This is a genomic window from Streptomyces sp. NPDC000348 (assembly GCF_042898795.1).
Lineage (GTDB): Bacteria > Actinomycetota > Actinomycetes > Streptomycetales > Streptomycetaceae > Streptomyces.
In genome coordinates, this window is record NZ_JBIAZD010000001.1 from 292,580 (window position 1) to 318,580 (window position 26,001).

Annotated in this window: 21 protein-coding genes; 5 read left to right on the forward strand and 16 right to left on the reverse strand. The window is 71.3% G+C overall.

All coding sequences use genetic code 11. From position 1 onward, the window contains the following. The first annotated feature begins 9 nt into the window (after window positions 1-9). From ACFY3N_RS01430 to ACFY3N_RS01440, 3 genes are all read left to right on the forward strand, one after another. Entirely contained in the window at window positions 10-861 is an 852-nt protein-coding gene (locus ACFY3N_RS01430; RefSeq protein ID WP_390814599.1) for a tetratricopeptide repeat protein, read from the forward strand. A gap of 238 nt (window positions 862-1,099) precedes the next feature. Continuing rightward, entirely contained in the window at window positions 1,100-1,573 is a 474-nt protein-coding gene (locus ACFY3N_RS01435; protein WP_390814600.1) for a MarR family winged helix-turn-helix transcriptional regulator, read from the forward strand. A 163-nt stretch (window positions 1,574-1,736) separates the two neighbouring features. After that, the gene (locus ACFY3N_RS01440; RefSeq protein WP_390814601.1) at window positions 1,737-3,314 is read left to right on the forward strand and encodes an MFS transporter; all 1,578 of its coding nucleotides are present in this window, start codon (window positions 1,737-1,739) and stop codon (window positions 3,312-3,314) included. On the opposite strand, the gene ACFY3N_RS01445 is transcribed toward ACFY3N_RS01440, so the two are convergent. From ACFY3N_RS01445 to mshB, 3 genes are all read right to left on the reverse strand, one after another. Beyond that, window positions 3,292-5,601, reverse strand: coding sequence for a hypothetical protein (locus ACFY3N_RS01445; RefSeq protein WP_390814602.1), 2,310 nt, complete (start codon window positions 5,599-5,601; stop codon window positions 3,292-3,294). The genes ACFY3N_RS01440 and ACFY3N_RS01445 overlap by 23 nt on opposite strands. 194 nt (window positions 5,602-5,795) lie before the next feature. Then, entirely contained in the window at window positions 5,796-6,209 is a 414-nt protein-coding gene (locus tag ACFY3N_RS01450; protein ID WP_390814603.1) for a DUF6113 family protein, read from the reverse strand. Continuing rightward, a complete protein-coding gene (gene mshB / locus ACFY3N_RS01455) occupies window positions 6,206-7,063 on the reverse strand; it encodes an N-acetyl-1-D-myo-inositol-2-amino-2-deoxy-alpha-D-glucopyranoside deacetylase (RefSeq protein ID WP_390814604.1) in 858 nt (285 codons plus the stop codon). The genes ACFY3N_RS01450 and mshB overlap by 4 nt, the downstream gene beginning before the upstream one ends. 315 nt (window positions 7,064-7,378) lie before the next feature. On the opposite strand from mshB, the gene ACFY3N_RS01460 reads away from it, so the two are divergent. Then, window positions 7,379-8,365 carry an intradiol ring-cleavage dioxygenase gene (locus ACFY3N_RS01460; RefSeq protein WP_390814605.1) on the forward strand — a complete coding sequence of 329 codons (987 nt, stop codon included), beginning with the start codon at window positions 7,379-7,381 and terminating at the stop codon, window positions 8,363-8,365. Between the two features lie 350 nt (window positions 8,366-8,715). Here ACFY3N_RS01460 and ACFY3N_RS01465 read toward each other — a convergent pair whose 3' ends face one another. The 3 genes from ACFY3N_RS01465 to ACFY3N_RS01475 form a co-directional block, all read right to left on the reverse strand. After that, window positions 8,716-9,147: a hypothetical protein gene (locus ACFY3N_RS01465; protein ID WP_390814606.1), complete on the reverse strand. Its 432-nt coding sequence runs from the start codon at window positions 9,145-9,147 to the stop codon at window positions 8,716-8,718. 333 nt (window positions 9,148-9,480) lie between these two features. Then, the gene (locus ACFY3N_RS01470; protein ID WP_390814607.1) at window positions 9,481-10,908 is read right to left on the reverse strand and encodes an amidase; all 1,428 of its coding nucleotides are present in this window, start codon (window positions 10,906-10,908) and stop codon (window positions 9,481-9,483) included. Window positions 10,909-11,253: 345 nt separating this feature from the next. Continuing rightward, window positions 11,254-11,448 (reverse strand): hypothetical protein, encoded by a 195-nt coding sequence (locus ACFY3N_RS01475; RefSeq protein WP_030860044.1) that lies wholly within the window; start codon window positions 11,446-11,448, stop codon window positions 11,254-11,256. Window positions 11,449-11,632: 184 nt separating this feature from the next. On the opposite strand from ACFY3N_RS01475, the gene ACFY3N_RS01480 reads away from it, so the two are divergent. After that, window positions 11,633-13,771, forward strand: a complete 2,139-nt coding sequence (locus tag ACFY3N_RS01480) for a prolyl oligopeptidase family serine peptidase (protein ID WP_390814608.1) — start codon at window positions 11,633-11,635, stop codon at window positions 13,769-13,771. Between the two features lie 101 nt (window positions 13,772-13,872). On the opposite strand, the gene ACFY3N_RS01485 is transcribed toward ACFY3N_RS01480, so the two are convergent. The 10 genes from ACFY3N_RS01485 to ACFY3N_RS01530 all read right to left on the reverse strand — a co-directional run bounded on the left by ACFY3N_RS01485 (window position 13,873) and on the right by ACFY3N_RS01530 (window position 25,911). Further along, a complete protein-coding gene (locus ACFY3N_RS01485) occupies window positions 13,873-14,922 on the reverse strand; it encodes an ABC transporter ATP-binding protein (protein ID WP_390814609.1) in 1,050 nt (349 codons plus the stop codon). Continuing rightward, entirely contained in the window at window positions 14,915-15,889 is a 975-nt protein-coding gene (locus tag ACFY3N_RS01490; RefSeq protein ID WP_390814610.1) for an ABC transporter ATP-binding protein, read from the reverse strand. The genes ACFY3N_RS01485 and ACFY3N_RS01490 overlap by 8 nt, the downstream gene beginning before the upstream one ends. A 6-nt stretch (window positions 15,890-15,895) precedes the next feature. Continuing rightward, window positions 15,896-16,876, reverse strand: a complete 981-nt coding sequence (locus ACFY3N_RS01495) for an ABC transporter permease (protein ID WP_390814611.1) — start codon at window positions 16,874-16,876, stop codon at window positions 15,896-15,898. After that, the gene (locus ACFY3N_RS01500) at window positions 16,869-17,792 is read right to left on the reverse strand and encodes an ABC transporter permease (protein WP_390814612.1); all 924 of its coding nucleotides are present in this window, start codon (window positions 17,790-17,792) and stop codon (window positions 16,869-16,871) included. The genes ACFY3N_RS01495 and ACFY3N_RS01500 overlap by 8 nt, the downstream gene beginning before the upstream one ends. 6 nt (window positions 17,793-17,798) lie before the next feature. Continuing rightward, window positions 17,799-19,424, reverse strand: a complete 1,626-nt coding sequence (locus tag ACFY3N_RS01505; protein WP_390814613.1) for an ABC transporter substrate-binding protein — start codon at window positions 19,422-19,424, stop codon at window positions 17,799-17,801. A gap of 212 nt (window positions 19,425-19,636) precedes the next feature. After that, complete coding sequence (locus ACFY3N_RS01510; protein ID WP_390814614.1) at window positions 19,637-20,767, reverse strand: ABC transporter ATP-binding protein; 1,131 nt, start codon at window positions 20,765-20,767, stop codon at window positions 19,637-19,639. A 27-nt stretch (window positions 20,768-20,794) separates the two neighbouring features. Then, entirely contained in the window at window positions 20,795-21,856 is a 1,062-nt protein-coding gene (locus ACFY3N_RS01515) for an ABC transporter ATP-binding protein (protein ID WP_390814615.1), read from the reverse strand. An 11-nt stretch (window positions 21,857-21,867) separates the two neighbouring features. Continuing rightward, entirely contained in the window at window positions 21,868-22,845 is a 978-nt protein-coding gene (locus tag ACFY3N_RS01520) for an ABC transporter permease (protein WP_390814616.1), read from the reverse strand. A 113-nt stretch (window positions 22,846-22,958) separates the two neighbouring features. After that, window positions 22,959-24,758, reverse strand: a complete 1,800-nt coding sequence (locus ACFY3N_RS01525) for an ABC transporter substrate-binding protein (RefSeq protein WP_390814617.1) — start codon at window positions 24,756-24,758, stop codon at window positions 22,959-22,961. Between the two features lie 112 nt (window positions 24,759-24,870). Further along, window positions 24,871-25,911 carry an ABC transporter permease gene (locus tag ACFY3N_RS01530; protein ID WP_390814618.1) on the reverse strand — a complete coding sequence of 347 codons (1,041 nt, stop codon included), beginning with the start codon at window positions 25,909-25,911 and terminating at the stop codon, window positions 24,871-24,873. Between the last annotated feature and the right edge of the window lie 90 nt (window positions 25,912-26,001).

Consider the following 26,001-nt stretch of genomic DNA (forward strand, 5'->3'; position numbering starts at 1 on the left):
GAACCGGGTATGCGCGCTCCGCACCCCCCGTCGCCCGAGCGCTCCGCGGAACTGCGCCGGCGGTTCGCCGAGGAGGCCCGCGGCGAGCGGCCGGACCTGTCCACGCTGTGCCTGCTGGTCGGCGCGGAGGCGGACGGCGCGCTGGACGAGGCGGGCATGGACGCCGTGGAGGTGGAGCTGGACCGGCTGGCCGGCGAGCTGCCCTACCGGCCCGGCTCGCCGCACGCGTGGGCACTGGCGCTGCGGGAGCTGCTGGGCGAGCGGTACGGCTTCCACGGCGTTCCGGACGACTACCGGCGGCTGGAGTCGTCGCTGCTGCACGAGGTGCTGCGGCGGCGGCGCGGGCTGCCGATCCTGCTGTCGGTGGTCTGGATGGAGGTGGCCCGGCGGGCGGGGGCGCCGGTGTACGGGGTGGCGCTGCCCGGGCACTTCGTCGTCGGGTTCGGGGAGGCGGAGGGGCAGGTGCTCGCCGACCCCTTCGACGGGGGCCGGGTGCTGACCGGCCCCGACGCGGAGCTGCTGGTCGCCGGGGCGACGGGGGTGCCGCTGGACGCGTCGATGCTGACGCCCGCCGGCACGCTGGACGTCGTCCTGCGTGTCCTGAACAACATCCGGGCGTGGTCGGCGGCGCGGCCCGAGCACTCGGGTGTGGGGCTGTGGGCGGTGGAGCTGTCGCTGCTGCTTCCGTCGCACGCGGCGCGGCTGCGGTACGAGCGGGCGCGGTTGCTGGTGCAGCGGGGGGAGTTCCTGGCGGGGGCCGGGGAGCTGGAGGCGTACGCCGAGGTGGTCGCCGCGGTGGACGAGGCGGCGGCCGCGCAGGTGCGGGGGGAGGCCCGCGCGGCGCGGGCGATGCTGAACTGAGGGTTCGCGGGTGTGGGCCGGGGGGTTCGCGCAGCCCGGCGTTTGCGGGGTGCCTCCCCCAGAGGGGGACCCCCAGCCCACCCTCCCCCACGCCCGGCTTCGCTCGATCGGGGGGACCCCCATCGCCCTGGGGGGGACCTCCCAGGCCCTTGAGGCGCTGGGGGGAGGCACGACTGCCCGCGGATCGCGGGGGCTCTTTCTTTGACATAGGTATGCCTTGATACCTATGCTCGCGTACATGTCCGGTACCGGCTCCCCCGAGCAGCGCATCGCGCACGTGGCTTCCGAGCTCACGGCGTGTCTGCCCGCGTTGCACCGGGCGCTGGAGCGGCGGGTCGGGAGCGAGTACCCCCACCCGAAGCCGCCCGAGGGACAGCTGGCGCTGCTGCGGTTCGTCGCGCGGCACGAGGGCGCCACGGTGGGCGAGGCGGCCACGGCGCTGCTGATGAAGCCCAACAACGTCAGCGCGCTCGTCTCCCAGCTCACGGAGCGGGGCGAACTGGAACGCCGCCAGGACGGCGCCGACAAGCGGATCGCCCACCTCCACCTCACCGCGACCTCGCGCCGGCGGATCGCCGAGGTGCGCGCGCTCGAGGAGCGTCTCCTCGGCCAGGCACTGCGGTCCATCACCGACGGGGAGATGGACGCGCTCGGTTCGGCGCTCGGTGCGCTGAACGCACTGGCGCACCACCTCCACGCCGCGACCCGCTGACCTCCCCGCCGGCCATCACGCCGGCGCGGGGCGCCGACCGCGATCCCGCACGCCCCGCGCCCGTCCCGCGGCCCGGGGCCCGTGGAGCGCCCGGACGCGCCCGGACACCGCGGCCCCTCCCCCGTCCTTCGTTCGTCCCCTTCGAGAAAGAACGGCTTCCTCCATGTCGTCCACGTCCGTGGATCACTCCGCCGCGCGCCGGGGCAACCCCTGGCTCGCACTGATCGCCGTGTCGTTCGGCCTGCTCATGGTGCAGCTCGACGGCTCCGTCGTCGCCATCGCCAACCCGGCGATCGGCAAGGACCTCGGGGCCAGCACCGCGGAACTGCAGTGGGTCACCAACTCCTACCTGCTCGCGCTCGCCGCCTCGATGATCCTCGGCGGCAGGCTCGGCGACCGGTTCGGCCGGCGCTTCCACTACCTGGCCGGCGTCGGCGGGTTCGTCGTCACCTCGGTCGCCATCGGTCTGGCCGGCTCCATCGAGGGCGTCATCCTCTTCCGCGCCCTGCAGGGGCTGTGCGGCGGCATCCTGATGCCCAACACCCTGGGCATCCTGCGCGCCGTGTTCCCGCCGGGGAAGTTCGGGCTCGCGGTCGGCATCTGGGGCATGGTCTCGGCCGTCTCGACCTCGCTGGGCCCGATCATCGGCGGTCTGCTCGTCGAGCACGTCGACTGGACGTGGGTCTTCTACCTGAACGCGCCGATCGGCGTCATCGCCCTGCTGTTCAGCGCGGCCGTCCTCACCGAGTCCAGGAACCCCGCCGGTGAGCGGGGCTTCGACATCGTCGGCGTCGTCGTGCTCGCCGCGGGTCTGCTCGCGCTCGTCTTCGGCATCGTGAAGGGCGAGACCTGGGGCTGGAGCTCCGCCGGAACCCTCGGCTCCATCGCCCTCGGCCTGGTCCTGCTGGTCCTCTTCGGCTGGTACGAGACCCGGCAGGAGAACCCGCTGCTGCCGATGCGCCTGTTCCGCGACCGGTCGCTGACCACCGGCGCCGTCATGACCGGGCTGAACTTCTTCGTCATGCTCGGCGGCATCTTCTTCATCATGCTGTACCTGCAGAACGTACGCGGCTACACGCCCGTCGAGGCCGGCATCAGCACGCTGCCGATGTCGCTCGCCTCGCTGGCCGCCTCGCCTCTCGGCTCCCAGCTGACCGCCCGCTTCGGCCCGCGTCTCACCATCCCGCTGGGCCTGGTCCTCTCGGCCGTCGCCATGTTCGGCATGCTCACCTGGACCACCGACTCGTCCTACGCCACGATGTGGCCGCCGTACGTCGCGCTGGGGCTCGGGGTCGGCATCGTGCTGCCCGCCACGGCCGCCGCGATCATCGGCAACGCGCCGGTGCGGGACGGCGGTGTGGCGTCCGGCCTGCAGTCCACGATGCTGCAGATCGGTGGTGCGCTGGGCACCTCCGTGCTCGTCACCGTGATCGCCGGCAAGGTCGGTTCCTCGCTGTTCGGCGAGCTCACCGGGGCGGGCGTCCCCGCCTCCGTGGCGCACGGTCTGGAGAAGGCCGAGGACGCCGTGACGATGGGGATCGCCCCGGTCTCCGCAGACATGCCGGCACAGCTCAGGGCCGCGGTCGTCGAGGGCAGCGGCCAGGCGTTCGTCAATGGTCTGCACTCCGCGGTCGTCGTCACGGGGATCCTGTGCCTGATCGGCGCCGTGGCGGCGGTGGCCGGGCTCGATCGCCGCTCCCTCGTACGGGGGGACCGGGTCAGCTGGGGTTCGTCTCGATGACGGCGACGCGGTCGGTCTTGCTGGTCAGCGCCAGGCGGAGGGCGCCGTAGACGTCCTCGGGGGTCACGGCCGTCTTCTCGCCGTTGCCCCGGGTGATGAGCACGTCGTCGAACGTCTGGCCGTACAGCTCCTGGAGGGCCTTCAGGTCGGGCTTGTCGACCAGCTTGCCGTTGACGGCCTGGACCCCGAGGAACTTCCACAGCGACTTCTCGGGGCTCATCGGGATCGAGTGCGCCGCGTCGGTCTGCACGGTCACGTTGGCCGACATCGCCGGCTCGGCGAACTCCTTCATCATCCGGTCGACCTCGGCCTTGGTGACCTTCGGCTGCTGGGCGGACGTCGGGACGCTCACCGGGGCGGCCCTGCCGGTCTCGACCTGGGTGCGGTACGCCTCCGTCACCACGTCGGTCGCCTTGGCGACGTCGACGCCCTGGCCCCCCTTGGGGTACACCGGGACGGCCTTGCCGGACTCGAACGTGATCGAGCCCTCGGTCACCGAGCCGGAGCCGCCGGCGGCGTCCTCCAGGGCGGCCTGCAGCTTCTCCTCGTCGACGGGCATGACCGGCTCGACGACGCGTTCGTTGCCGATGAGGGAGCCGATGACGTTGACCGGGTTGTAGTCGCTGCCGGCGGCCGCCCCGACGGTGGCGTCGGTGTCGAACTGCAGACCCGCGTTGTCCGGCTCCAGCTCGACGGTCTTGCCGTCGACCGACAGCCGCAGCGGCTTGTTCAGCCGGTCGTCGAGCGCCGCGTCGAGCTTCTTGACGGCCTCGTCGCGGGTGCCGCCGCCGATGTCGACGCCGAGCACGGTGGTGCCCTTCGGGACGTCGGAGCGGTTCATCAGCAGTCCGGCGCCGTAGGCGACGCCGCCGAGGAAGACCAGGCAGCCGCAGAGCAGGACGAGCTTGTTGCGCCCCTTCTTCTTCGCCGGCTTCGAGGAGCTCGCCGGGGGCGGGGAGACCGGCTCGGGCAGCTTCGGGGGCGTGTACGGCCGCGGGCCGCCGGACGGGGTGCCCGGGGCGTCGAAGGCCGCGTCCGGCGGGACGACCGGGATGCCGCTGGTGACGGTGTGCCCGGAGACGTTGTCGTGGCGGGGACCGTAGCCCGGGGTGCCGGGCTGGGCGGGGCGCTGCGGGGTGAGGATCGCGGTGTCGTCGCTCAGACCGCCGCCGGGGGTGCCGGGCGCGCCCGTGCCGCCGTCCTGGTCGGCGAAGCCGGCGGGGGCGCCCTGGGCCGTCTGGGCGCCGGGGCGCGCGGGGGCGCCCTGGGCCGCCTGGCCCGACTGGGCGCCGGGGCGGACCGGGAGTGCGGGGAGGCCGGGACCACCGGGAACGGGGGGAGCGCCGGAGCCCTTGCCCGCCCGGGGGGCGACCGGGCTCGAGCCGGTCGCCGGTCCGGTGGTCGGACCCGCGGGACCCGGCCGTCCGCGGTGACCGGGCTGACCGGGCTGACCGGGCTGGGGGGCCTGCCCCGGCTGTGCCCCGTCGCGGCCACCCTGAGCCTCGTCCGTGAAGAACGGCAGGTCGTCGCGGCGCGGCTGGTCGCCGGGCCCCGTGCCCGGACGGGTGCCGGCTCCCGCCGGCCCGGCGGCCAGCGCTTCGGTCACGTCGAAGGAGCCGGTGCCGCCACCGTGCCCGGGGGCCACCGGTCCGCCGGTCGCACCGGTCGCGCCGGTGGGTCCGGAACCCTTCGTGCCGCCGGGACGGGAACCGCCCGGCGCGCCCATGGAGCCGACGACGCCACCGGGACGCCCGGGGGCACCCGGCCGCGTGCCACCGGAGGCACCGGCGGGAGCGGCAGGGGCCTGCGGGGCGCCGCCCGCGGCGGGACCCGAACCGCCCGGCGCGCCCGCGTCGTTGGCGGGGCCGGAACCCGAACCTCCCTTGCCCCCGCCCGACTTGCGTGGCGCGAACCAGTCGCTGGCCGGCTTCCCTCCGGCCGCCGGCCGGTCGGGCCGGGCGGAGGGCTCGGCCGCCTCGGCGGACGGGGCGGGGGACGGCGCCGGCGCCTCGGCGTCGGCGGTGTCCTTGCCCTCCGTGCCCTCCGCGTCCGCGACGGGCTTGCGCACGACGACCGGCGGAATGGGCCGCGAGCCGGGGATGTTGATGCGGATCCGCGTCGTCAGCGTGGTCTCGGTCTTGCGTTCCTCCGGCCGCACGGCCGAACGGCCCGCGTCCGTACCCTCGTCCGGAATCGCCGGAGTCCCGTAGGGCGGCGTGCCCGACGGGTAGGCGGATCCGCCGCGCCCGTTGGGCCCGGAGGACGGAGTGTCAGTTTCACGACTCAAGGCAGGTTCTCCCGGTTGACTCCGCCGCCCGTCACGACCTCACGGTGGGGGTCCCCCCAGCTCGGGCGAAGCCGAGGGTTCGAGGGAGGCTCGGCGGCGCGCACCACCTTACTGGCCATATCCGACCCGTATCCCAGGACCGTCGGGTAAACCCCCGCCGGACCCGCACGCCCGTGACACGGCGAAGTGGTACGTCACTTGCCAAGTCGGGCGGGAGGGCCGTCCGGTTGCCGCCCGGGAGCAAGGGTGGCGCAGATCACAGCCGTGGCGATGCCGCCGAGGAGGAAGAGATAGGAGCCGCCGGCCGCGGCGAACAGGAAGTCGCCCTCCGGGCGGCTGGTGGTGAGCAGGACGACGGCGAGCATCCAGCCGGCGGCGGCCCAGACGCCTCCGGCCCGGCTGCGCAGGGCGCGGGTGGCCCCCAGGACCAGCCCGGCCTCACCGGCGAGGGCGAGCAGCAGCCCGCCGGGGAACCACGCGGGCTGCACCAGCGCCCCGGCCGTACCGACCACGCCGCCGAGCAGGAACAGCCCGAGGCAGGCGGCGGCCCGTCCGGCGGAGGGCGGCCGCAGCGGCTGGGCGAGCGCGGAGGGCGACCGATCGCTCACGGCGTCCCCCCGATCCCGGCGAACAGGTCGCTCTCCGGCCCTTCCGGACGTCCGCCGCGCACCAATTCGTAGTACTCGGTGGTGAAGAGCGGCTGGGCGAGCTCGTTGGAGAGGACGAAGTACGGTTCGGCCACCGTGATCTGGGTGGCGTGCGCCCGCATCGCGGCGGCCTTGGCGGCGGCGTACGCGGTGCCGTCGACCGCGGTGGTGATCCGCTCGTCGTCGACGACACCCGGTACGTCGTCGAGGGTGCCCGCCTTCTCGAAGGGCAGACCGGGCAGGTCGTCGCGGAGACGGGCGAAGGCCTCCTCGGCGACGGACCGGGGCACGCGGTTCCAGTAGACCTTGGGGACGTCCCAGCCCTGCTCCGCGGCGAGTTCCACGGCGCGCATGGCGACGCGGTGGGCCTGGACGTGGTCGGGGTGGCCGTAGCCGCCGTTGTCGTCGTAGGTGACGAGGACCTGGGGGCGGACGTCGAGGATCACCTCGGCGAGCAGCCCCGCCGCCCGGTCGACGTCGGCCTGCCAGAAGCAGCCGGGGTCGTCGTTGTCGGGCAGTCCCGTCATCCCGGAGTCGCAGTACCGCCCGGCCCCGCCGAGCAGCCGGAAGTCCTCGACCCCGAGCGCCCGCATCGCGTCCCTCAGCTCTCCGAGCCGGTGCCCGCCGAGGGCGGCCCCGCTCAGATGCCCCAGCTCGGGCGGGATGACCTCGCCCCGCTCACCGAGCGTGCAGGTGACCAGCGTCACATGGGCACCCTCGGCTGCGTACCGGGCCATGGTCGCGCCGTTGTTGATCGACTCGTCGTCCGGGTGTGCGTGCACCAGCAGCAGACGCCGGTCGGGCAGTTCCGTCATGGGGTCCACCCTATGAGGCCGCGTGCTCGTCCCCGTAGCGCGGAAGACCGTCCATGGGGTGGATGTCGTCGAACACGGCGCCGACGCCGGGTCCGGCACCGGCCGGAAGGCCGACGCGGCTCCCCGGCACCCGCCCCGTGACCTCACCGAGCACGCTCGCCGGCCGGCCCGCCCTTCCCGGCCGGCTCACAGGCGGCACCGAGCGGGGTCATGGATTCCGGTGCCAGGCTGCCCCTCGGATCGGCGACGGCGCCCTGCTCACGGGGCCCGATGCGGACCTCACGAACCTGTCACCCTCCGACGGAAGGGCGCCCCATGCGCAAGCCGAAAGCCCATCAGACGCCCGACGGCCCCGCCTACCAGGGGCGCCTGCTTCCGAACCCCGAGGAAGAGGTCGTCGACCAGGGACTCGGCTTCGACCTGGGCACCCTCTCCCGCAGGCGGGCCCTGTCCTTCCTCGGAGGGGTCGGTGGCATGGCGGCGCTGGCGGCGTGCGGCTCGGGCTCCAGCAGCGGCACGGGCAAGACCACCGCCTCCGCGTCATCGTCGTCCGGCCTCACCGAGATCCCCGACGAGACCAACGGCCCCTACCCCGCGGACGGCACCAACGGGGTCAACGTCCTGGACAAGGACGGAATCGTCCGCCAGGACATCCGCTCGAGCTTCGGCGACTCGACGACGACCGCTCCGGGCATCCCCCTCACTTTCGAGTTCACGGTGCTGGACATCGTCAACGACGGCGGGCCGCTCGCCGGCGCGGCCGTCTACGCCTGGCAGTGCGACCGGGACGGCAACTACTCCCTGTACTCCAGCGGGATCGAGGACGAGAACTACCTGCGCGGCGTGCAGGTCGCCGACAGTGACGGCCGGGTCACGTTCGTCAGCGTCTTCCCCGCCTGCTACCCGGGCCGCTGGCCGCACGTGCACTTCGAGGTCTATCCCGACCTCGACTCCGTCACCGACTACGACAAGCGTCTGTCGACGTCCCAGATGGCCCTCCCGAAGAACATCTGCGACACCGTCTTCGCCACCGACGGATACGAGTCCTCCGTCGAGAACCTCTCACAGCTGACCCTCAAGACCGACAACGTCTTCGGCGACGACGGCGGGGCCCACCAGCTCGCCACCGTGAGCGGGTCGGTGAAGGCCGGCTACACGGCGAAGCTGGCCGTCCCCATCGACACCGGCACCGAGCCCACCGGCGGCAACGCGCCCGGCGGCGGAGGCGGTCAGCCGCCCAGCGGAGCACCGACCGACGGCCCCCCGCCCGGCTCCGCTCCTTCGGGCAGTCCTGACAGCTGAGGAACCAGTGCTGTTCGCCCTCCGCAACGAAAACCGTCCGGTCCGTGCTGGAGCCCGCCGGTGGTGCGGTGGGCCCGGTTCGGGTGCTTGTTGCCCGCGAGGCGGGCCCGGGCGCGCGGGGGCACGCCGGGGTTTTGCGTATCCGTCGGGAAGGTTCCAGCTTCCTTGGTGGTCAGGCCCTCGCATTGGGATTGCGCTCCCGGCGGGGGCCGTCTCATGTCTGCGGCTGCGGTGGTGCGTTGCGCTGAGCGTCGGGCCTGGGCGGCCCGGAAATCCAGCCGAACCGGGGATGCTCACCCGCCCGAGTGAGTGCAGCCACGGGCGGGAGGGGTGGGGTTTGGCGGGGGTGATCAGGTCCTCGTGGCTGAACTTCTTGAACGGCCCGTTCTCGCCCTCCGACTCGACGCGGGAGGAGCGGGGCTCGCCCGGCCGGCAGGCCGCCACGAAGTCGTCCAGGTGGGCGCGGGTGAGCGGGCGCTGCTTGAGCGTGAAGTGCCGGCCGGTGCGGAAGTCGTAGATCCGCAGCCGCCGAGGACTCCGGCCCGGGTGAGCGCGTCGAGCCGGTCGATCCGGCGGGTCCCCTCGACGCGCGTGCCCGTCCGCATGACGAACTCCTCGGCCGGCACCTCACCGAACTGACCGATGCCGACGTGGGCGGCGTTCGGATGGGTGGAGACGGTGAGTTCGGCCTGCGAACCGTAGAGGGCGAGGAGCGGCTGGTGCCCGTAGAGGCGTCCGAAGTCGGGCGACGCCTTCGCCTGCTCCCGAAGCCGTCTGTCCATGCTGTCGTCGCCCCCGCGCCGCCCTCTCTGATCCTTCGTTCCTCCCCGGCCCGCCAAGCTCAGGGAGACCGGCGCGGGAAAGCGGGGAGCGTCGAAGGCTCCCGACCGATCCTCGCCCCCACCGCGTGGGCCGGTTTCGCGCCGTACACGGCCGGGGAGCGTCCCACCCCCTCGGCCGTACCCCTGGAAGAAACCGTGAACAACGGGAGGGGGAATGTCAGTCAGGCGCTCAAGTGAGCACCCCGAGAGCAGCGAGGGCCGAGATGCTCACGTTCTCGGATGAGTGGCCCGGCCAGGTACCCACGGTTCTCGCCGGCACCTCCTCGGACCCCGTCAGACGTCCCGGAGCCGCCGGAACGGCTGCTCCGCCTCCAGGGCGAACGCCAGCTCCAGCAGCGTCCGTTCCGCCCCCGGGCGGGCGGAGAACATGACGCCGACGGGGAGGCCGTCCTGTGTCGTGTGCGCGGCCGGCAGCGAGAGCGACGGGGTGCCGACGACGTTGTCGACCGGGGTGAACGCCACGTAGGCGACGAGCCGCTCGACCAGTGTGGCGTACGGGACGGTCGGACTGAGGTGGCCGAGCGGTGGGGTGGTGTGGGCGAGGACCGGGGAGAGGACGACGTCCAGGCCCCGGAAGCCCGCCGCGTACGCCTCCCGCGTGCGCTTCAGTCTGCGCACGACGCCCGGCGTGGTCCGCCACCTGCCCATGTACATCTCGCGCAGGCCCCGGCTCAGCCCGTCCATGCGGCGGCGGTCGAAGTCCGCGCCGAGCGTCCTGCCGGTGACGCCGAGCAGGAACGACAGCATGCCCCAGTAGGTGAGGAAGTCCTCGCTGAAGCGCGGGCCGATGGGGAGTTCCACCGGTTCCACGGTGTGGCCGAGCCGCTCGAGACGCCGTGCCGTCTCCGTGACGGCCGCCTGGGTGTCGGCGTCGGCACGGACGCCGCTCGGGGAGTCCACCAGGAACCCGATGCGCAGACGGCGGTCCGAGGGGCCCTCGACCAGGCCCACGGGCGGAAGCTTCGGGTTGCGCCAGTACTGTTCCGCCGCCGCGAGGAACGCCGCGCTGTCCCGTACCGAGCGGCTCACGACGCCGTCGGTGATGAGGTCGATGGGGAGCCCGCGGCCCTGCGTGTTGGCCACCACCCGGCCGCGGGTCGGCTTCAGCCCGACGAGTCCGCACGCGGCGGCGGGGATGCGGATCGAGCCGCCGCCGTCGTTGGCGTGCGCGATCGGCACCGCACCGGCGGCGACGAGCGCCGCGCTGCCACCGGACGAACCGCCCGCCGAATGGCCGGTGTGCCACGGGTTGCGGACGGGCTCGGCGCCCTCGTACTCCGTGGTGGGGCTGAACCCGAACTCGGGCAGCCGGGTCTTGCCGAGCACCGTGACGCCGGTGCTCAGGAACTGGCGGGTGAACGGGGCGTGCCGCCGGGCGGCGCGGGGCGCGAACGCGGCGCTGCCGTGGCCCGTGGGCAGGCCCTGGTAGTCGGTGTTGTCCTTGACGAAGGTCGGCACCCCGGCCAGCAGGCCGCCGGCCCCCGAGCCGTGGGCCGGGACGTCGAGGTGCACCTGGACGGCGTGGAGCCGGGACTCGACGGCCCTGACCCGGGCCGCCGCGTCCCGGGCGGCCTCGGCGGCGCCGACCTCGCCCCGGCGGATCGCGCGGGCGAGGCCGACCGCGTCATGGTCGCCGAGGGCGTCGTCCCGGAAGGCGTGCACCCTCGCCTGCGCCTCGCTCTGTTGCTCGGAAGTCGTCACCGGCGGCTCCGCCCTGCGCACGTGGATGATGGCCCCGCCATCATCGCTTACCAATGAGTAACAGGCGAGGGGGCACGGGGCGGGAGGATCACCCGCTCAGGCGGCCGGTCCCCCGTCGCCCTCCCCCGCCCGCACGGTCCCGGCGGAGTCGCCGCGGACGACGTGACGGCCGTCGGCAGGGCCGCCGACGCGCGTCACTCCCCCACGGCCTCCACCGCACCGGGCGCCGCCGGTCCGGAGCCCACGGAGCCCGCTGCGGGGAAGCGGGACGGGAGGACGGACGGGACGTGGACTCCGGCTGGGTCCCGGGACGTGCCTCGGGGCCCGGCCGGAAGACGGAGTGGTTCAGAAGTTGATGCTGCCGATCATCCCCGCGATGTTCGTCGTCAGCTCGCTGATGGTCGGGGCGATCGTCGACGAGGCGAGGTAGAAGCCGAGCAGCATGCACACCACGGCGTGCCCTGCCTTCAGGCCTGACTTCTTGATCAGCAGGAAGACGATGATCGCCAGCAGCACCACCGCCGAAATCGAGAGTGCCACGGCGGTTCACCTCCAAAGATCCAGGGCGCGGGGGTAAGGAGACGTAGGAACATGGGGGCAGGTAAAACGACACAGCAGCCAGCAGGTTCATACCCACTATGCGCTAACGATCATAACTATCCGTACGTGCGCATCGATCGGCGCACGGCCGCACAAGGGGGCGCATGGCCAATATGGTCAGGGCATGACGACCGAGACCGACTCCTTCCCCCGACGGCATGCCCGCACCCTGCGTTTCACGCTCGGCGCGCCGCGTTCGTTCAGCGTGGCCCCCGACGGCTCGCGTGTCGTGTTCCTGCGCTCCGGTTCCGGTACGGACCGGGCCCATTCGCTGTGGGTCCTCGACACGGAAGGGGGCGGGGAGCGCGTGGCGGCGGACCCGCGCGCCCTCCTGGGCGGGGCCTCGGAGAACCTCTCCGCCGAAGAGCGGGCGCGGCGCGAGCGGAGCCGCGAGGGCGGCGCCGGCATCGTCGGCTACGCCACCGACGCGGCGGTCGAGGTGGCGTCTTTCGCCTTGTCAGGGCGGCTTTTCACGGCCGAACTACGGGCCGGGACGGCACGTGAACTGCCCGTGCCGGGGCCGGTGATCGACCCCCGCCCGTCGCCCGACGGACGGTACGTCGCCTACGTCTCCCGGGGTGCGCTGCGGGTCGTGGGGACCGAGGGGGCGGACGAACGGGCGCTGGCGACACCGGAGTCGGAGGGCGTCACCTACGGTCTGGCCGAGTTCGTCGCGGCCGAGGAGATGGGCCGCTCGCGGGGCTTCTGGTGGGCCCCGGAGTCGGACCGGCTGCTGGTGGCGCGCGTGGACGACACGCCGGTACGGCGCTGGTGGATCTCCGATCCGGCGCATCCGGAGCGGGAGCCGCAGCGGGTGGCGTACCCTGCGGCGGGCACCCCGAACGCGGACGTCCGGCTGTTCGCGATCGGCCTCGACGGAGCGCGCACCGAGGTCTCCTGGGACCGTGCGCGCTACCCGTATCTGGCACATGTGCACTGGTCAGCGGCGGGTGCCCCGCTGCTGCTGGTGCAGACGCGCGACCAGCGCGGCCAGGTGGTCCTGGCCGTGGAACCGGACTCCGGGGCGACCCGGATGGTGCACGCCGACGATGATCAGAATTGGCTGGAACTTTTCCCCGGGGTGCCGTGCTGGAGCCCTTCCGGGCAGCTGGTGCGGATCGCGGACGAGGGGGGCGCACGACGACTCGCCGTCGGTGAACGACCGCTCACCGGAGCGCAGTTGCACATCCGTGCCGTACTGGACGTCTCCGACGAGGACGTGCTGGTCTCGGCGTCGGCGGGTGCGGAGGCGGCCGGTCCGGAGATCGGCGAGGTGCACGTCTACCGGGTGAACGAACTCGGCGTGGAGCGCGTCTCCCAGGAGCCCGGGGTGCACTCGGCGGTGCGCGCCGGGGGCGTGACCGTCCTCGTCTCCGCGACCCCGGACCGGCCAGGTTCGCGGGTCCGGGTGCTGCGTGACGGGAAACCGACGGCCACTGTCCGCTCGTACGCCGAAGACCCCGGTATGTCCCCGCGCGTGACGCTGACACAGGGGGGCGCACGCCGTATTCCGTGCGCCGTGCTTATGCCTCGTGACTACGCCGGTGACACCCCTCTGCCGGTGCTCATGGACCCCTACGGCGGTCCGCACGGACAGCGGGTGCTCGCCGCCCACAACCCGCACCTGACCTCGCAGTGGTTCGCCGACCAGGGTTTCGCGGTGATCGTCGCGGACGGGCGCGGGACCCCGGGCCACTCGCCCGCCTGGGAGAAGGCCGTCCGGGACGACATCGCCGCCGTCGTCGTCCAGGACCAGGTCGACGCGCTCCAGGCGCTCGCCGCCGACTTCCCGCTCGACCTGGACCGGGTCGCCATCCGGGGCTGGTCCTTCGGCGGGTACCTGGCGGCCCTGGCGGCGCTGCGCCGCCCCGACGTCTTCCACGCGGCGGTGGTGGGCGCCCCGGTCACCGACCTGCGCCTGTACGACACCCACTACCAGGAGCGCTACGTGGGCCACCCGGACGAGCAGCCGGAGGTGTACCGCCGCAACTCGGTGATCGACGACGCGGGCCTGGTGGACGCCGCCGGACCGCACCGCCCGATGATGATCATCCACGGGCTGGCGGACGACAACGTGGTGGTCGCCCACTCGCTGCGGCTCTCCTCCGCACTGCTGGCGGCCGGCCGCCCGCACGAGGTGCTGCCGCTGTCCGGCGTCACCCACATGACCCCGCAGGAGGAGGTCGCCGAGAACCTGCTCCGGCTCCAGCTCGGCTTCCTCAAGCGCTCGCTGGGCCTCACAAACGAGGACGAACCGCGTTAACACAGAGGCAACTTCACGGAAGCGGTTCCGATATACGGACAGGGAACGCTGATCAGCGTACGGCCGTGCGGGTGCCGTAAGCGGGCCGGGGTGCAGCCATGTCACCCCGGCCCGCTGCCGTGCCCCTCCACGGCCGCCACCGCCTTCTCCTCCGCGAAGTGGCAGGCCGATTCGTGGGCCGCCGGGCCGCCGGCCGTGCGGAACCCCTCGGGCACCGCGAGCACCGGCGCCTCCCGCGCACAGCGCTCCCGCGCCTTCCAGCAGCGGGTGCGGAAGCGGCAGCCGGACGGGACGTCCGCCGGCGAGGGGACGTCGCCGCTGAGGACGATCCGCTCGCGGCGCTCCCGGGCCTCCGGGTCCGGTACGGGCACGGCGGAGAGCAGGGCCTGGGTGTAGGGGTGCGTGGGGTGCTCGTAGATCTCGGTGTCCGTGCCGGTCTCCACGATCCGGCCGAGGTACATCACCCCGACCCGGTCGGAGAGGTGCCGGACGACCGACAGGTCGTGCGCGATGAACACGTACGCCAGGCCGAACTCGGACTGCAGCCGGTCCATCAGGTTGACGACCTGGGCCTGCACCGACACGTCCAGCGCGGAGACCGGTTCGTCGGCGACGATCACCTCGGGGCGCAGCGCCAGGCCCCGTGCGATGCCGATGCGCTGGCGCTGGCCGCCGGAGAACTGGTGCGGATAGCGGTTGACGTACTCCGGGTCGAGGCCGACGACGTCCAGCAGCTCCTGCACCCTCCGGCGCCGGTCGCCCCTGGGCGCCGCCTCGGGGTGGATGTCGTACGGCTCCCCGATGATGTCGCCCACCGTCATGCGGGGGTTGAGGGAGGTGTACGGGTCCTGGAAGACCATCTGGATGTTGCGGCGCACGGCCCTGAGCGCCCGGCCCGACAGGCGGGTGATGTCCTCGCCCTTGTAGCGGATCGAACCGGCCGTCGGGCGTTCGAGGTTGACCAGCATCCTCGCGACCGTGGACTTGCCGCAGCCGGACTCGCCGACGATGCCCAGCGTCTCGCCCCGGCCGAGGCGGAAGTCCACGCCGTCGACCGCGCGCACGACGCCGACCTGCTTGCGGAGGACGACGCCCCGCGTCAGCGGGTAGTGCTTGACCAGACCGCTGACCTCCAGGACCGGCTCAGCCATCCAGGCACTCCCGCCAGAAGTGGCAGGCGCTCTTCCGCGTCGCCGAGACCTCGTACAGCGGCGGCTCGTCGGTGCGGCAGACGTCGCGGGCCAGCGGGCAGCGGGGGTGGAAGGCGCAGCCCGGCGGGACGCGCGTGAGGTTGGGCGGCAGTCCCTTGATGGCGTAGAGCTCCCGGCCCTTGAGGTCCACGCGCGGGACGGAGTCCAGCAGGCCGCGGGTGTAGGGGTGCGCCGGCGCCTTGTAGACGTCGTGGACCGGCGCCGACTCGACGATCCGGCCCGCGTACATCACGGCGATGCGGTCGGCCACGTCGGCGACCACGCCCAGGTCGTGGGTGATGAGGACGAGGCCCATGCGGTACTCCCGCCGGAGTTCCGCGAGCAGCTCCATCACCTGGGCCTGGACGGTGACGTCGAGGGCGGTGGTCGGCTCGTCGGCGATGATCAGGGCGGGTTCCAGGGCCAGCGCCATCGCGATCATGATGCGCTGGCGCATGCCGCCGGAGAACTGGTGCGGGTACTGCCCGACCCGCTCCCGGGCGGCGGGGATGCGCACCCGGTCCATCAGCTCGACGGCCTTCGCCCGCGCGTCCCTGCGCGACATGCCCCGGTGCACGGTGAACATCTCGGCGAGCTGGTCGCCGACGGAGAGCACGGGGTTCAGGGACGACAGCGCGTCCTGGAAGATCATCGCCATCTCGGCGCCGCGGACCCTGCGCCGTTCGTCCTCCTTCAGCTTCAGCAGGTCCCGCCCCCGGAAGACGACCTCGCCGCCGGTGATCCGGCCGGGCGGGACGTCGAGGATGCCCATGACCGCCTGCGCGGTCACCGACTTGCCGGAGCCGGACTCGCCGAGCACGGCCAGCGTCTCGCCCGCGTCCACGCCGTAGCCGACCCCGTCGACGGCCTTCGCGATCCCGTCCCGGGTGTGGAACTCCACGTGCAGGTCCCGCACTTCGAGCAGCACGGCGGCTCACCTCAGTTTCGGGTCGAGGGCGTCGCGGACCGCGTCGCCGAGCATGATGAACGCCAGGACGGTGACCGCGAGGGCCCCGGAGGGCCACAGCAGCGCGTGCGGGGCGTTGCGGACGTACGGGGAGGCGGCGGAGATGTCGATGCCCCAGGAGACGCTGGGCGGCTTCAGGCCGACGCCGAGGTAGGACAGGGTGGCCTCCAGCGCGATGTAGGTGCCGAGCGCGATGGTCGCGACGACGATCACGGGCGCGACGGCGTTGGGCGCGATGTGCCGCAGCATCAGGCGGGAGGGGGAGGCGCCGAGGGCCCGCGCGGCCTGGACGTAGTCGTTCTGCTTGGCGGTGATGACGGAGCCGCGGGCGATGCGGGAGATCTGCGGCCAGCCGAGCAGCACGATGAAGCCGATGACGGGCCAGACGGTGTCGCTGGTGACGACGGAGAGCAGCACGAGTCCGCCGAGGACGACCGGGACGGCGAAGAAGACGTCGGTGATCCGGGACAGGACCGCGTCCCAGACGCCGCCGAAGTAGCCCGCCAGGGCGCCCAGGACGCTCCCCAGGAGCGTGACGCCGAGGGTGGCGAGGACGCCGACCGCGACGGACGTACGGGCGCCGTGGACGGTGCGGGTGTAGACGTCGCAGCCCTGGCCGTCGAAGCCGAAGGGATGGCCCGGCCGGGGTCCCTCCTGGGCCCTGGCGAGGTCGCACGCGAGGGGGCTGCCGGAGGCGATCGCCGAGGGCCACAGGGAGATGAGGACCAGGAAGAGGATGACCAGGGCGGAGACGAGGAAGACGGGGTTGCGGCGCAGGTCGCGCCAGGCGTCGGACCACAGGGAGCGGGGCCGGTCCCGTGGTCCGGGTCCGTCCGGGCCCTCCGGCCGCCGCCGCGGGGTCCCGGTCTCCGCGACGCCCAGGTCCACGGTGCCGCCGACGGCGGCCCCCGCGAAGGCGGGCTCGGGTTCGTAGTGCTGCTCAGGCATAGCGGATCCTTGGGTCCAGTACGGCGTAGAGGAGGTCGACGACGAGGTTGGCGACCAGGAAGACCAGGACGAGCACGGTGACGAAGCCGACGACGGTCTGGGTGTTCTGCCGCAGGATGCCCTGGTAGAGCTGGTAGCCGACGCCGTGGATGTTGAAGATCCGCTCGGTGACGATCGCGCCGCCCATCAGGAAGCCGATGTCGGCCCCGATGAAGGTGACCACGGGGATGAGCGAGTTGCGCAGCAGGTGCCGCACGACCACCCGGCGCCGGGGCAGGCCCTTGGCGACGGCGGTGCGGACGTAGTCGGAGCGGCGGTTCTCGGCGATGGAGGTGCGGGTCAGCCGGGTGACGTAGGCGAGCGAGACGGAGGCCAGCACCAGGCCGGGCAGGAGCAGTTCGCCGAGGGGCGCCGCGGCGGAGACCGAGGGCCGGATCCAGCCCCACTCCACGCCGAGCAGCAGCTGGAGCAGCAGGCCGGTGACGAAGGTGGGCACGGAGACGACGACGAGGGTGAGCAGCAGGACGCCGGTGTCGACGGGGCGGCCCCGGCGCAGTCCGGTGACCACGCCGAGGGTGACGCCGACGACGATCTCGAAGAGGATCGCGATCAGGGTGAGCCGGATGGTGACGGGGAACGCCGTCGACATCAGCTCGGTGACCTCCTGGCCGTTGAAGGCGGTGCCGAAGTCCCCGGTGAGGACGTTGCCCATGTAGGTCAGGTACTGCTGCCAGACCGGCCGGTCCAGACCGAACTCCTGCCGCAGCCGGTCCGCGGTCGCCGGGTCGCACCGGCGCTCGCCGCACAGGCCCGCGACGGGGTCGCCCATCACGTTGACCATGAGGAAGATCAGCAGCGTGGCCCCGACGAACACCGGGACCATCTGGAGCAGCCGCCGGACGACGTAGCGCCCCATGACGGTTCAGGCCACCTTGATCTGGTCGTACACGGGGACGCTGAAGGGGTTGAGCCTGACGTCGGAGAGCCGTTCGGACCAGCCGGCGCTGCCGTTCTGGTACCAGAGCGGGATGGCGGCCATGGTGTCGCGGACGACCTCCTCGGCCTGCTGGAACAGGCTGACGGCCTTGGCGGGGTCGGCCTCCCGGTTGGCCCGGTCGACGAGGTCGTCGAACCTCTTGTCGGACCACTTGCCGTCGTTGGAGGAGGCGTCGGTGTAGTAGAGCGGCTGGAGGAAGTTCTGGATGAGCGGGTAGTCCATCTGCCAGCCGGCGCGGAACGGGCCGCTCATCCTGCGGCCGGTGATCTGGTTGCGGTAGTCGGCGAAGGTGCCGACCGGTGCGGCGACGCAGGCGCGTTCGTCGCCCAGCGCGTTGTTGATGGAGTTGCAGACGGCGTCGACCCAGGCGCGGTGGGATCCGGTGTCCGTGTTGTAGGTGATCGTCACCCGGCCGCCGGGCAGGCCGCCGCCCTCCTGGATGAGCTTCCTGGCGGCGGCGGGCCGGTACGCGCAGGCCTCCCCGCACAGGCCGGCCCGGAAGCCGCCGTCCTCGCCGAGGACCGGGGAGGTCCAGTCGGTGGCGGGGGTGCGGGTCCTCCGGAAGAGCGTGTCGGTGATCCGCTCGCGGTCGATGGCCATGGACAGGCCCTTGCGGATCTTCTCCGCACCGGGTTCGCCCCAGGCGTCGTCGTAATGGGGGAAGGCCAGGGTCTGGAGGATGCCGGCGGGGGTGTTGAGGTAGCGGTCGCCGAGGTCGCTCTCCACGTTCTTCAGCTGGGCGGCGGGGACGTCGTCGACCAGGTCGAGGTTGCCGGCCATCAGGTCGGTGTAGGCGGTGTTGCTGTCGGTGTAGACCCTGAGGTCGACGCCGCCGTTGCGCGCCTTGTCGGGGCCGGGGTAGCCGTCCCACGCGCGCAGGGCCATCTGCGCGCCGCGGACGTAGGAGTCGACCAGGTAGGGGCCGTTGCCGACGGGTTTCCTCACCCAGGCGTCGTGGTCGTCGAAGAAGGCGCGGGGCAGCGGGGCGAAGGCGTTGTAGCCGAGGGTGTCGGGGAAGGTGGAGAACGTCTGGGTGAGTTCGACGGTGAAGGTCCGGTCGTCGACGACCTTCAGGCCGGACAGGGTGTCGGCGGTCTGCTTGCCGCCGTCCTCGGGGTGGACCTCGTCGTAGCCCTCGATGTAGCCGAAGAAGTACGCGTTGCGCTGGTTGTTCCGCAGGCTCGCGCCGTAGTTCCAGGCGTCGACGAAGGAACGGGCGGTGACCTTCTCCCCGTTGCTGAAGGTCCAGCCGTCCTTGACGGTGATGCGGAAGGTCCGCGAGTCGGAGGTCTCGATCCGCTCGGCGAGCATGTCCTTCGCCTCGCCGGTGACCGGGTCGTACCGCTTCAGCCCCCGGAAGACCATGTCGAGGACCTTGCCGCCCTGGACCTCGTTGGTGTTGGCCGGCTCCAGCGGGTTCTGCGGATCGCCCCAGGAGGCGCTCAGCACGGCGCCGGTGTCGCCGCCGCCCCCGCCGCCTCCGCAGGCGGTCGCGGCGAGGGCGGCCGCCACCGCACAGACGGCCCATCGGGCGTGCGTGACTGCGCGCATGGGTGCCTCCTCGTACGTGGGCCGAGTACGTGCGCCGGTCCTTCACGCCAATATCGACACAAAGGGTGCATCACGCACATGTACGACGCCTGTCCGAGGACGACTCCAGCCGTATGTACGTATGAGACGCCCGAAAAGGGCAGCCAAAAGGGCACGGGTGCGGGAGTCCTGCGCTCCCGCACCCGTGCCCGTGTTCCTTCGGGGGATCGACGTCAGGCCTTGGCCGCGTCACCCTTCTCCAGGGCCCTCAGCCCCGGGTCCATCACCACGTCCTCGGCGCGGGCCTCGGTCGTGGGCTCCTCCGGGAAGTGGCAGGCCGTCAGGTGCCCCGGCTTGCTGCCGTCGATCCGGACCAGCGGCGGCTCCTCGGTCGCGCACTTGTCCTGCGCCTTCCAGCAGCGGGTGCGGAACCGGCAGCCGGACGGCGGGGCGATCGGCGAGGGCACGTCGCCCTCGAGGCGGATGCGCTCCCTCTTCTCCGCGTCGATGTCGGCGTCCGGAACCGCCGACAGCAGCGCGTGCGTGTAGGGGTGGCGGGGCCGGTTGTAGATCGAGTCGCGGTCCGCGATCTCCACGATCTTGCCGAGGTACATCACCGCGACGCGCTGCGAGAAGTGCCGCACGATCGCCAGGTCGTGGGCGATGAAGACGAAGGCGATCCCCATCTCCCGCTGCACCTCCTGCAGCAGGTTCACCACCTGGGCCTGGATCGACACGTCGAGGGCCGAGACCGGCTCGTCGGCGACGATCAGCTTCGGCTCCAGCGCGATGGCCCGCGCGACACCGATGCGCTGGCGCTGGCCGCCGGAGAACTCGTGCGGGAAGCGGTTGTAGTGCTCCGGGTTGAGACCGACGATCTCCAGGAGCTCCCGGACCCGCTTCTCGCGGCCGCCCGGCGGGTTGATCCCGTTGATCTCCATCGGGCCCGCGATGATCGTGCCCACGGTCTGCCGCGGGTTCAGCGCCGTGTACGGGTCCTGGAAGATCATCTGGATCTCGGACCTGATCGGCGCCAGCTCCCTGCGGCCGGCCCGGCTGATGTCCTTGCCCTTGTACTCGATGCTGCCCGTGGTCGGCTCGTACAGCCGGGTCAGCAGCCGGCCGGTCGTCGACTTGCCGCAGCCGGACTCGCCGACGAGGCCGAGGCTCTCCCCCGGGAAGACCTCGAAGTCGACGCCGTCGACGGCCTTGACCGCGCCGACGGTGCGCCGGATCGGGAAGCCGCCCTTGATCGGGAAGTGCTTCGTCAGACCACTGACCTTCAGCAGCGGCGCCCCGTCACCCTCCCGCTGCTGCGGGACCGTGTCGGCGACCGCCGTGGTCGTCTTACTGTTGTCGCTCATGGTGATGCCCCAGTCGCCGGTTTCCGCTCAGCCCAGCCGGGGCTGAATCGTCTCGATGAACACCTGCTGCCGCTGCTCCGCCGTCAGGTGGCAGGCGGCCCCGCGCCCTTGGCCGAGCAGCGGGCGCTCGCCCGAGCAACGGTCCCCGGAGACCTTGTCGGTGAAGCCGCACCGCGGGTGGAACGGGCAGCCCGAGGGCGGGTTGAGCAGGGAGGGCGGCGAGCCCGGGATCGGCATCAGCGGCTCGTCGACGGAGGCGGAGAGCCTCGGCATCGACCCCAGCAGGCCCCAGGTGTAGGGGTGCTGAGGCGTCTTGAGCACCTCGCGCACCGAGCCGCGCTCCACGGCACGGCCGGCGTACATCACCAGGATGTCGTCGGCCATGTTGGCGACCACACCGAGGTCGTGGGTGATCATGATGATCGCGGAGCCGAACTCCTGCTGCAGGTCCTTGAGCAGGTCGAGGATCTGCGCCTGCACCGTCACGTCGAGCGCCGTGGTCGGCTCGTCGGCGATGAGCAGGTCAGGGTCGCAGGAGAGCGCCATGGCGATCATGGCACGCTGCCGCATACCGCCGGAGAACTGGTGCGGGTAGTCGTCGACCCGCTTCTGCGGGTGCGGGATGCCGACCTTCTGGAGCAGGTCGATGGCGCGCACCCGGGCGTCCCTCTTGGAGGCGCCGGTGTGCTTCATGAACGGCTCACCGATCTGACGGCCGACCGTGTAGTACGGCGACAGCGCGGTCAGCGCGTCCTGGAAGATCATCGCCATCTTCTTGCCGCGCAGCGTCTCCAGCTGCTTCTCGCCGGCCGTGGTCAGCTCCTGACCGTCCAGCGTGATCGACCCGTCGATGGCGGTCTTCTTGCGGTTGTGCAGGCCGAGCACGGCCAGGTTGGTCACCGACTTGCCGGAGCCGGACTCGCCCACGATGCCGAGGGTTTTGCCGCGCTCCAGGTCGAAGGAGAGCCCGTCCACCGCCTTGACGATGCCGTCCTCGGTGGAGAAGTGGACCTTGAGGTCGCGCACCGAGAGGAAGGCTTCCCCCGCGGCGGCGGCCGGAGCCTCTTCGGGCTTGGTCTGAGTGGTCACGGTGGGTTCTCCTAGGACAGACGCACGCGCGGGTCGATGACGGCGTACAGAGCGTCCACGATCAGGTTGAAGAAGATGATGAGCGCGGCACTGACGAGCATGACGCCCATCAGCATCGGCAGGTCCTTGTCGATGACGGAGTCCAGCGCGAGCCGGCCGAGTCCGGCCAGACCGAACGTCAGCTCCGTCACCATGCCGCCCGACAGCAGCGAGGACAGGTCGATGCCGAGGATGGTGATGATGGGGATGAGGGAACCGCGCCAGGCGTAGCGGAAGAAGACGAAGTTGCCCGACATGCCCTTGGCGCGGGCCGCCTTGACGTGCTCCTCCTGGAGCTGCTCGATCATCGAGGACCGGCTCATACGAGTGTAGTTGGCGGTGAAGATGGTCGCCATGACGATCCAGGGGATCAGCAGGCCCATGAACCAGCCGCCGAGGTCCTCGGAGAAGGGCACGTACTTCGGCTTGTCGAGCCAGCCGGTGCTGTAGACCAGGGCGAGCAGCACCAGCGGGCCGAGGAAGTAGATCTGCATGGAGCTGATGACCAGCGAGCCGGAGCTGAAGGTCTTGTCCACCCAGGTGCCGCGGTGCTTCGCGGCGAGCATGCCGGCGCCGAGACCCACGACGAGGAAGACCAGGAGGCTGCCGACGGTCAGCGAGAGCGTCAGCGGGAAACGGTCGAGGATGGTGTCCCAGACGTTCTGGTTGTTGGCGAAGGAGACGCCGAAGCAGGGGGCGGCACAGTGACCGACGGCGAAGTCACGGCCGGCGAAGACGCCGATCAGGAAGTTCCAGTACTGGACGGTGACCGGCTGGTCGAGGCCGAGGTTCTTGTGGATGATCTCCAGCGCGTCCGGAGTGCAGTTCTTGCCACAGGCCAGCAGCGCCGGGTCCTGCGGGATCGCGAAGAACATGAAGAAGGTGAACGCACTGATCAACACCAGGATCAGCGCCGCGCCGAACGTCCGGCGAATGAGGAAGGGAAGCATGGCAGGAAGCTGCTCTCAGGACGGCGGCAATTCGGAGGGTGAGTCTGGAGACGTCCGGGGCCCGGTGGTGGGCGCTCCGCCGCGCGCCCACCACCGGGATCCCGGGCCGGCGGTTACTTCTTGAGGAAGACCCGGGTGACGTCCACGTAGCTCGAGTCGGAGCTGTAGCGGATGCCGCCGACGTTCGAACCGAAGATCTGGAAGACCTTGGTGTAGTAGATCGGGGCGGCCGGGTTGACTTCCTTGGCGATGTACTCGCTCAGCTCGGCCCACGCCTTGGTGGCCTCGGCGGTGTCGGTGATCTTCAGGATGCGCTGGATCTCCGAGTTGACGTGGTCGTCGTTGATGTGCGAGTAGTTCGACGAACCGTCCTGGATCTGCGTGCCGTCGTAGAGCGGCGGGACGACCGTGGAGGCGGACGGCCAGTCCTGGCCCCAGCCGGTCATGTACAGGTCGTAGCCGTTCTTGACCTTGCCGACCTGCTCGTACCAGGTGGCGGCGTCGATCTCCTTCTTCTGGATGTCGAGACCGATCTTCTCCAGGGCGTCGGTGATCAGCACGGCCTGCTGCTGACGGACCGGCGTGTTGGCGTAGGCGTAGACGAGGCTCTTGCCCTCAAAGCCGCCTTCCTTGATCAGCTTCTTGGCGGCCTCGATGTCGCCGTTGGGCTTCTTCGAGCGGTTGAACGGGTCGAAGGACTCGTTGTAACCCGGAGTGGTGGGCGAGGTCAGGGAGTTGGCGACCTCACCGCCGTAGGCGCCGCCGTCGGCCTTGAAGACCGCGGTGGAGGGCATCGCGAGGGTGATGGCGTCGCGGAGCTTCTTGTCCTTGACGCGGTCCATGTTGAAGTTCAGCTGCCACACGTAGGGCGCGTAGCCCTGGATCGTGCGCTTCATGGCCTCCTTGTCGCTCACCACCTTCTGGAGCTGGGTGGTGGCGACCTGGCCCGTGAACATCATCGCGTTCTTGGCCTCGCCCTGGTCGGCCAGGAGGGTCTTGGTCTGGTCCTCGTCGTCGTGGTTCATCGAGATGTCGAAACCGTCGACGTACTGGTGGCGCACGGAGTCGGACTTCGCGTCCCACTCGGTGTTCTTGACCAGCTTCATGGACTTGCCGGGCTTGAAGTCGGCGATCTTGTACGGACCCGTGGCGACCGGGTCGTTGTCGTACTTCTCCTTGGTGTCCGTCTCCTCCGGGACGATGCTGTAACCGGGCATGGTCAGCATCTGCGGGAGATCGGGCTGCGCGTCCTTGAAGTGGAAGACGACCGTCTTGTCGTCCGGGGTCTCCAGGACGTCGTCCGGCAGGTGCTTGCCCTTGAACGGGCCCTCGTACGCCTTGCGGTAGGTGGTGCCGGCGCCGGACAGCCACTGCTGCAGGTAGGTCGGACCGTCGGTGATGAACGAGGCGTACATGCGCTCGATCGTGTGGCGGATGTCCGCCGAGTTGATCGGGTTGCCGTTCTCGTCCTTCAGGTCGTCCTTCAGGGTGTAGGTCCAGGTCTTGCCGCCGTCCGAGACCTTGCCCGCGTCGGTGGCGAGGTCGCCCACGACGGTCAGGTTGCCCTGGTCGTCCTCGGAGTACTGGGTCAGGCCGCGGTAGATGAGGCGGCTGAGCAGCTTGCCGTCCGAGACGTAGATCTGACCCGGGTCCAGGTGGGAGAAGTCGTCCTCCTGGTAGACGGCCATGGTGCCGCCCGGCTGGGCGCCCGGGATCTCGGCGGCCGGACCGGTCGACGCCTTCACGTCACCGATCTGCACCGGCTTCGACTGCGACTTGGCGTCCTCTTTGTTCTTGCTGTTGTCCTTGGCCGGGCTGTCGCTGCCGCCGCCACCGCAGGCGGTGAGGGTCAGGGCGCCGGCGGCGACCGCGACGATCGCGGCCGTGGCGGCACGGTTACGGAAGATGCTCATGAGGACGGATCCACCTGCCTGTGAGTAGTGAGCACTGCTGGTACGTGGTCGGAGCCGGGCCGTGGGGCGCCGGAACCGGCCGAGCGGGAGTGTGGGGGGTTCCCCTGTGGGCTCAGCGCCCCGTCTTGGGATCGAAGGCGTCCCGCACCGAGTCGCCGAGGAGGTTGAAGGCCACGACGAAGATCACCATGGCCACTCCGGGGAAGAGCATGTAGTACGGGTCCTGTTCCACGATGCGGGCGCCGATGGAGAACATCCGCCCCCAGTCCGGCGTGGGCTCGACGTAGCCCACTCCCACGAAGGAGAGGAACGCGATACTGAGGATGGTGGAGGGCAGCGTGAGCGTCGCCTGCACCAGCGTCGGCGTGACGATGTTGGGCAGCAGTTCCTTGCGGATGATGCGCCAGGGCGAGGCCCCGGAGATCCGCGCCGCCTCGATGAACTCCCGGTCGCGCAGGGAGAGCGCGGCGCCGCGGACGATCCGCGCCATGCTCATCCACCCCAGGAAGGACAGCACGATGATGATCGCGCAGGCGCGCACATAGGTGGGCGTCTCCTTGTCCGGGGCGACGAACACCGTGGTGATGACGGGCATAGCGGCGACGAAGAACAGCTGGCTGGGCAGGGCCATGAAGAAGTCGGTGATCCGGCCGAGCCAGTAGTCGATCTTCCCGCCGAAGTAGCCGCCGGCGAGACCGATCAGCACACCCAGCACCGTCATCAGGAGCGTCGCGACCAGCGCCGTGGCGAGCGAGGTCCGGATGCCGTAGATCAACTGCGTGAACACGTCACGGCCGAGGCCGGGCTCGACGCCGAACCAGAACTCCCCGTCGATGCCGCCGAAGGGCTTCGCCGGCATGGTGAAGAGGTCGAGGAGATCCGGGTTCTCCTGCCCGTAGAGGGTGTACGGGTCCTTGCCGTACACCTTCGAGATCAACGGGGCGCACGCGGCGACCGCGAAGAAGAAAATCACCACACACGCGGAGACGACTCCGGTACGGTCGCGCTTGAAGCGCTGCCACATCAACTGGCCGGGGGAACGACCCTCGGGCTGCTTGACGCCCTTGGCGGCCGTGTTTTCGGCGGTCGCCGCGAGCTCAGGGTCCAAGACAGCCGCGGACCCGGAGTCCTCGGCCTTGATTGGACTGGTCATCGTGTTCGTCCCCCGGGGGGTTGGAGAGTTGAGCGCAGCACAGATACCGGCAGGTTCTGTGGTTTGGGGGAACTTTCGCCAAGACAGTCA

Coding starts and splice junctions, on each gene's coding strand:
- ACFY3N_RS01435 (WP_390814600.1), top strand. CDS start 1,100: ATGTCCGGTACCGGCTCCCCCGAGCAGCGCATCGCGCACGTGGCTTCC.
- ACFY3N_RS01530 (WP_390814618.1), bottom strand. CDS start 25,911: ATGACCAGTCCAATCAAGGCCGAGGACTCCGGGTCCGCGGCTGTCTTG.
- mshB (WP_390814604.1), bottom strand. CDS start 7,063: ATGACGGAACTGCCCGACCGGCGTCTGCTGCTGGTGCACGCACACCCG.
- ACFY3N_RS01510 (WP_390814614.1), bottom strand. CDS start 20,767: ATGAGCGACAACAGTAAGACGACCACGGCGGTCGCCGACACGGTCCCG.
- ACFY3N_RS01495 (WP_390814611.1), bottom strand. CDS start 16,876: ATGCCTGAGCAGCACTACGAACCCGAGCCCGCCTTCGCGGGGGCCGCC.
- ACFY3N_RS01465 (WP_390814606.1), bottom strand. CDS start 9,147: ATGGACAGACGGCTTCGGGAGCAGGCGAAGGCGTCGCCCGACTTCGGA.
- ACFY3N_RS01485 (WP_390814609.1), bottom strand. CDS start 14,922: ATGGCTGAGCCGGTCCTGGAGGTCAGCGGTCTGGTCAAGCACTACCCG.
- ACFY3N_RS01500 (WP_390814612.1), bottom strand. CDS start 17,792: ATGGGGCGCTACGTCGTCCGGCGGCTGCTCCAGATGGTCCCGGTGTTC.
- ACFY3N_RS01430 (WP_390814599.1), top strand. CDS start 10: ATGCGCGCTCCGCACCCCCCGTCGCCCGAGCGCTCCGCGGAACTGCGC.
- ACFY3N_RS01480 (WP_390814608.1), top strand. CDS start 11,633: ATGACGACCGAGACCGACTCCTTCCCCCGACGGCATGCCCGCACCCTG.
- ACFY3N_RS01460 (WP_390814605.1), top strand. CDS start 7,379: ATGCGCAAGCCGAAAGCCCATCAGACGCCCGACGGCCCCGCCTACCAG.
- ACFY3N_RS01525 (WP_390814617.1), bottom strand. CDS start 24,758: ATGAGCATCTTCCGTAACCGTGCCGCCACGGCCGCGATCGTCGCGGTC.
- ACFY3N_RS01505 (WP_390814613.1), bottom strand. CDS start 19,424: ATGCGCGCAGTCACGCACGCCCGATGGGCCGTCTGTGCGGTGGCGGCC.
- ACFY3N_RS01440 (WP_390814601.1), top strand. CDS start 1,737: ATGTCGTCCACGTCCGTGGATCACTCCGCCGCGCGCCGGGGCAACCCC.
- ACFY3N_RS01520 (WP_390814616.1), bottom strand. CDS start 22,845: ATGCTTCCCTTCCTCATTCGCCGGACGTTCGGCGCGGCGCTGATCCTG.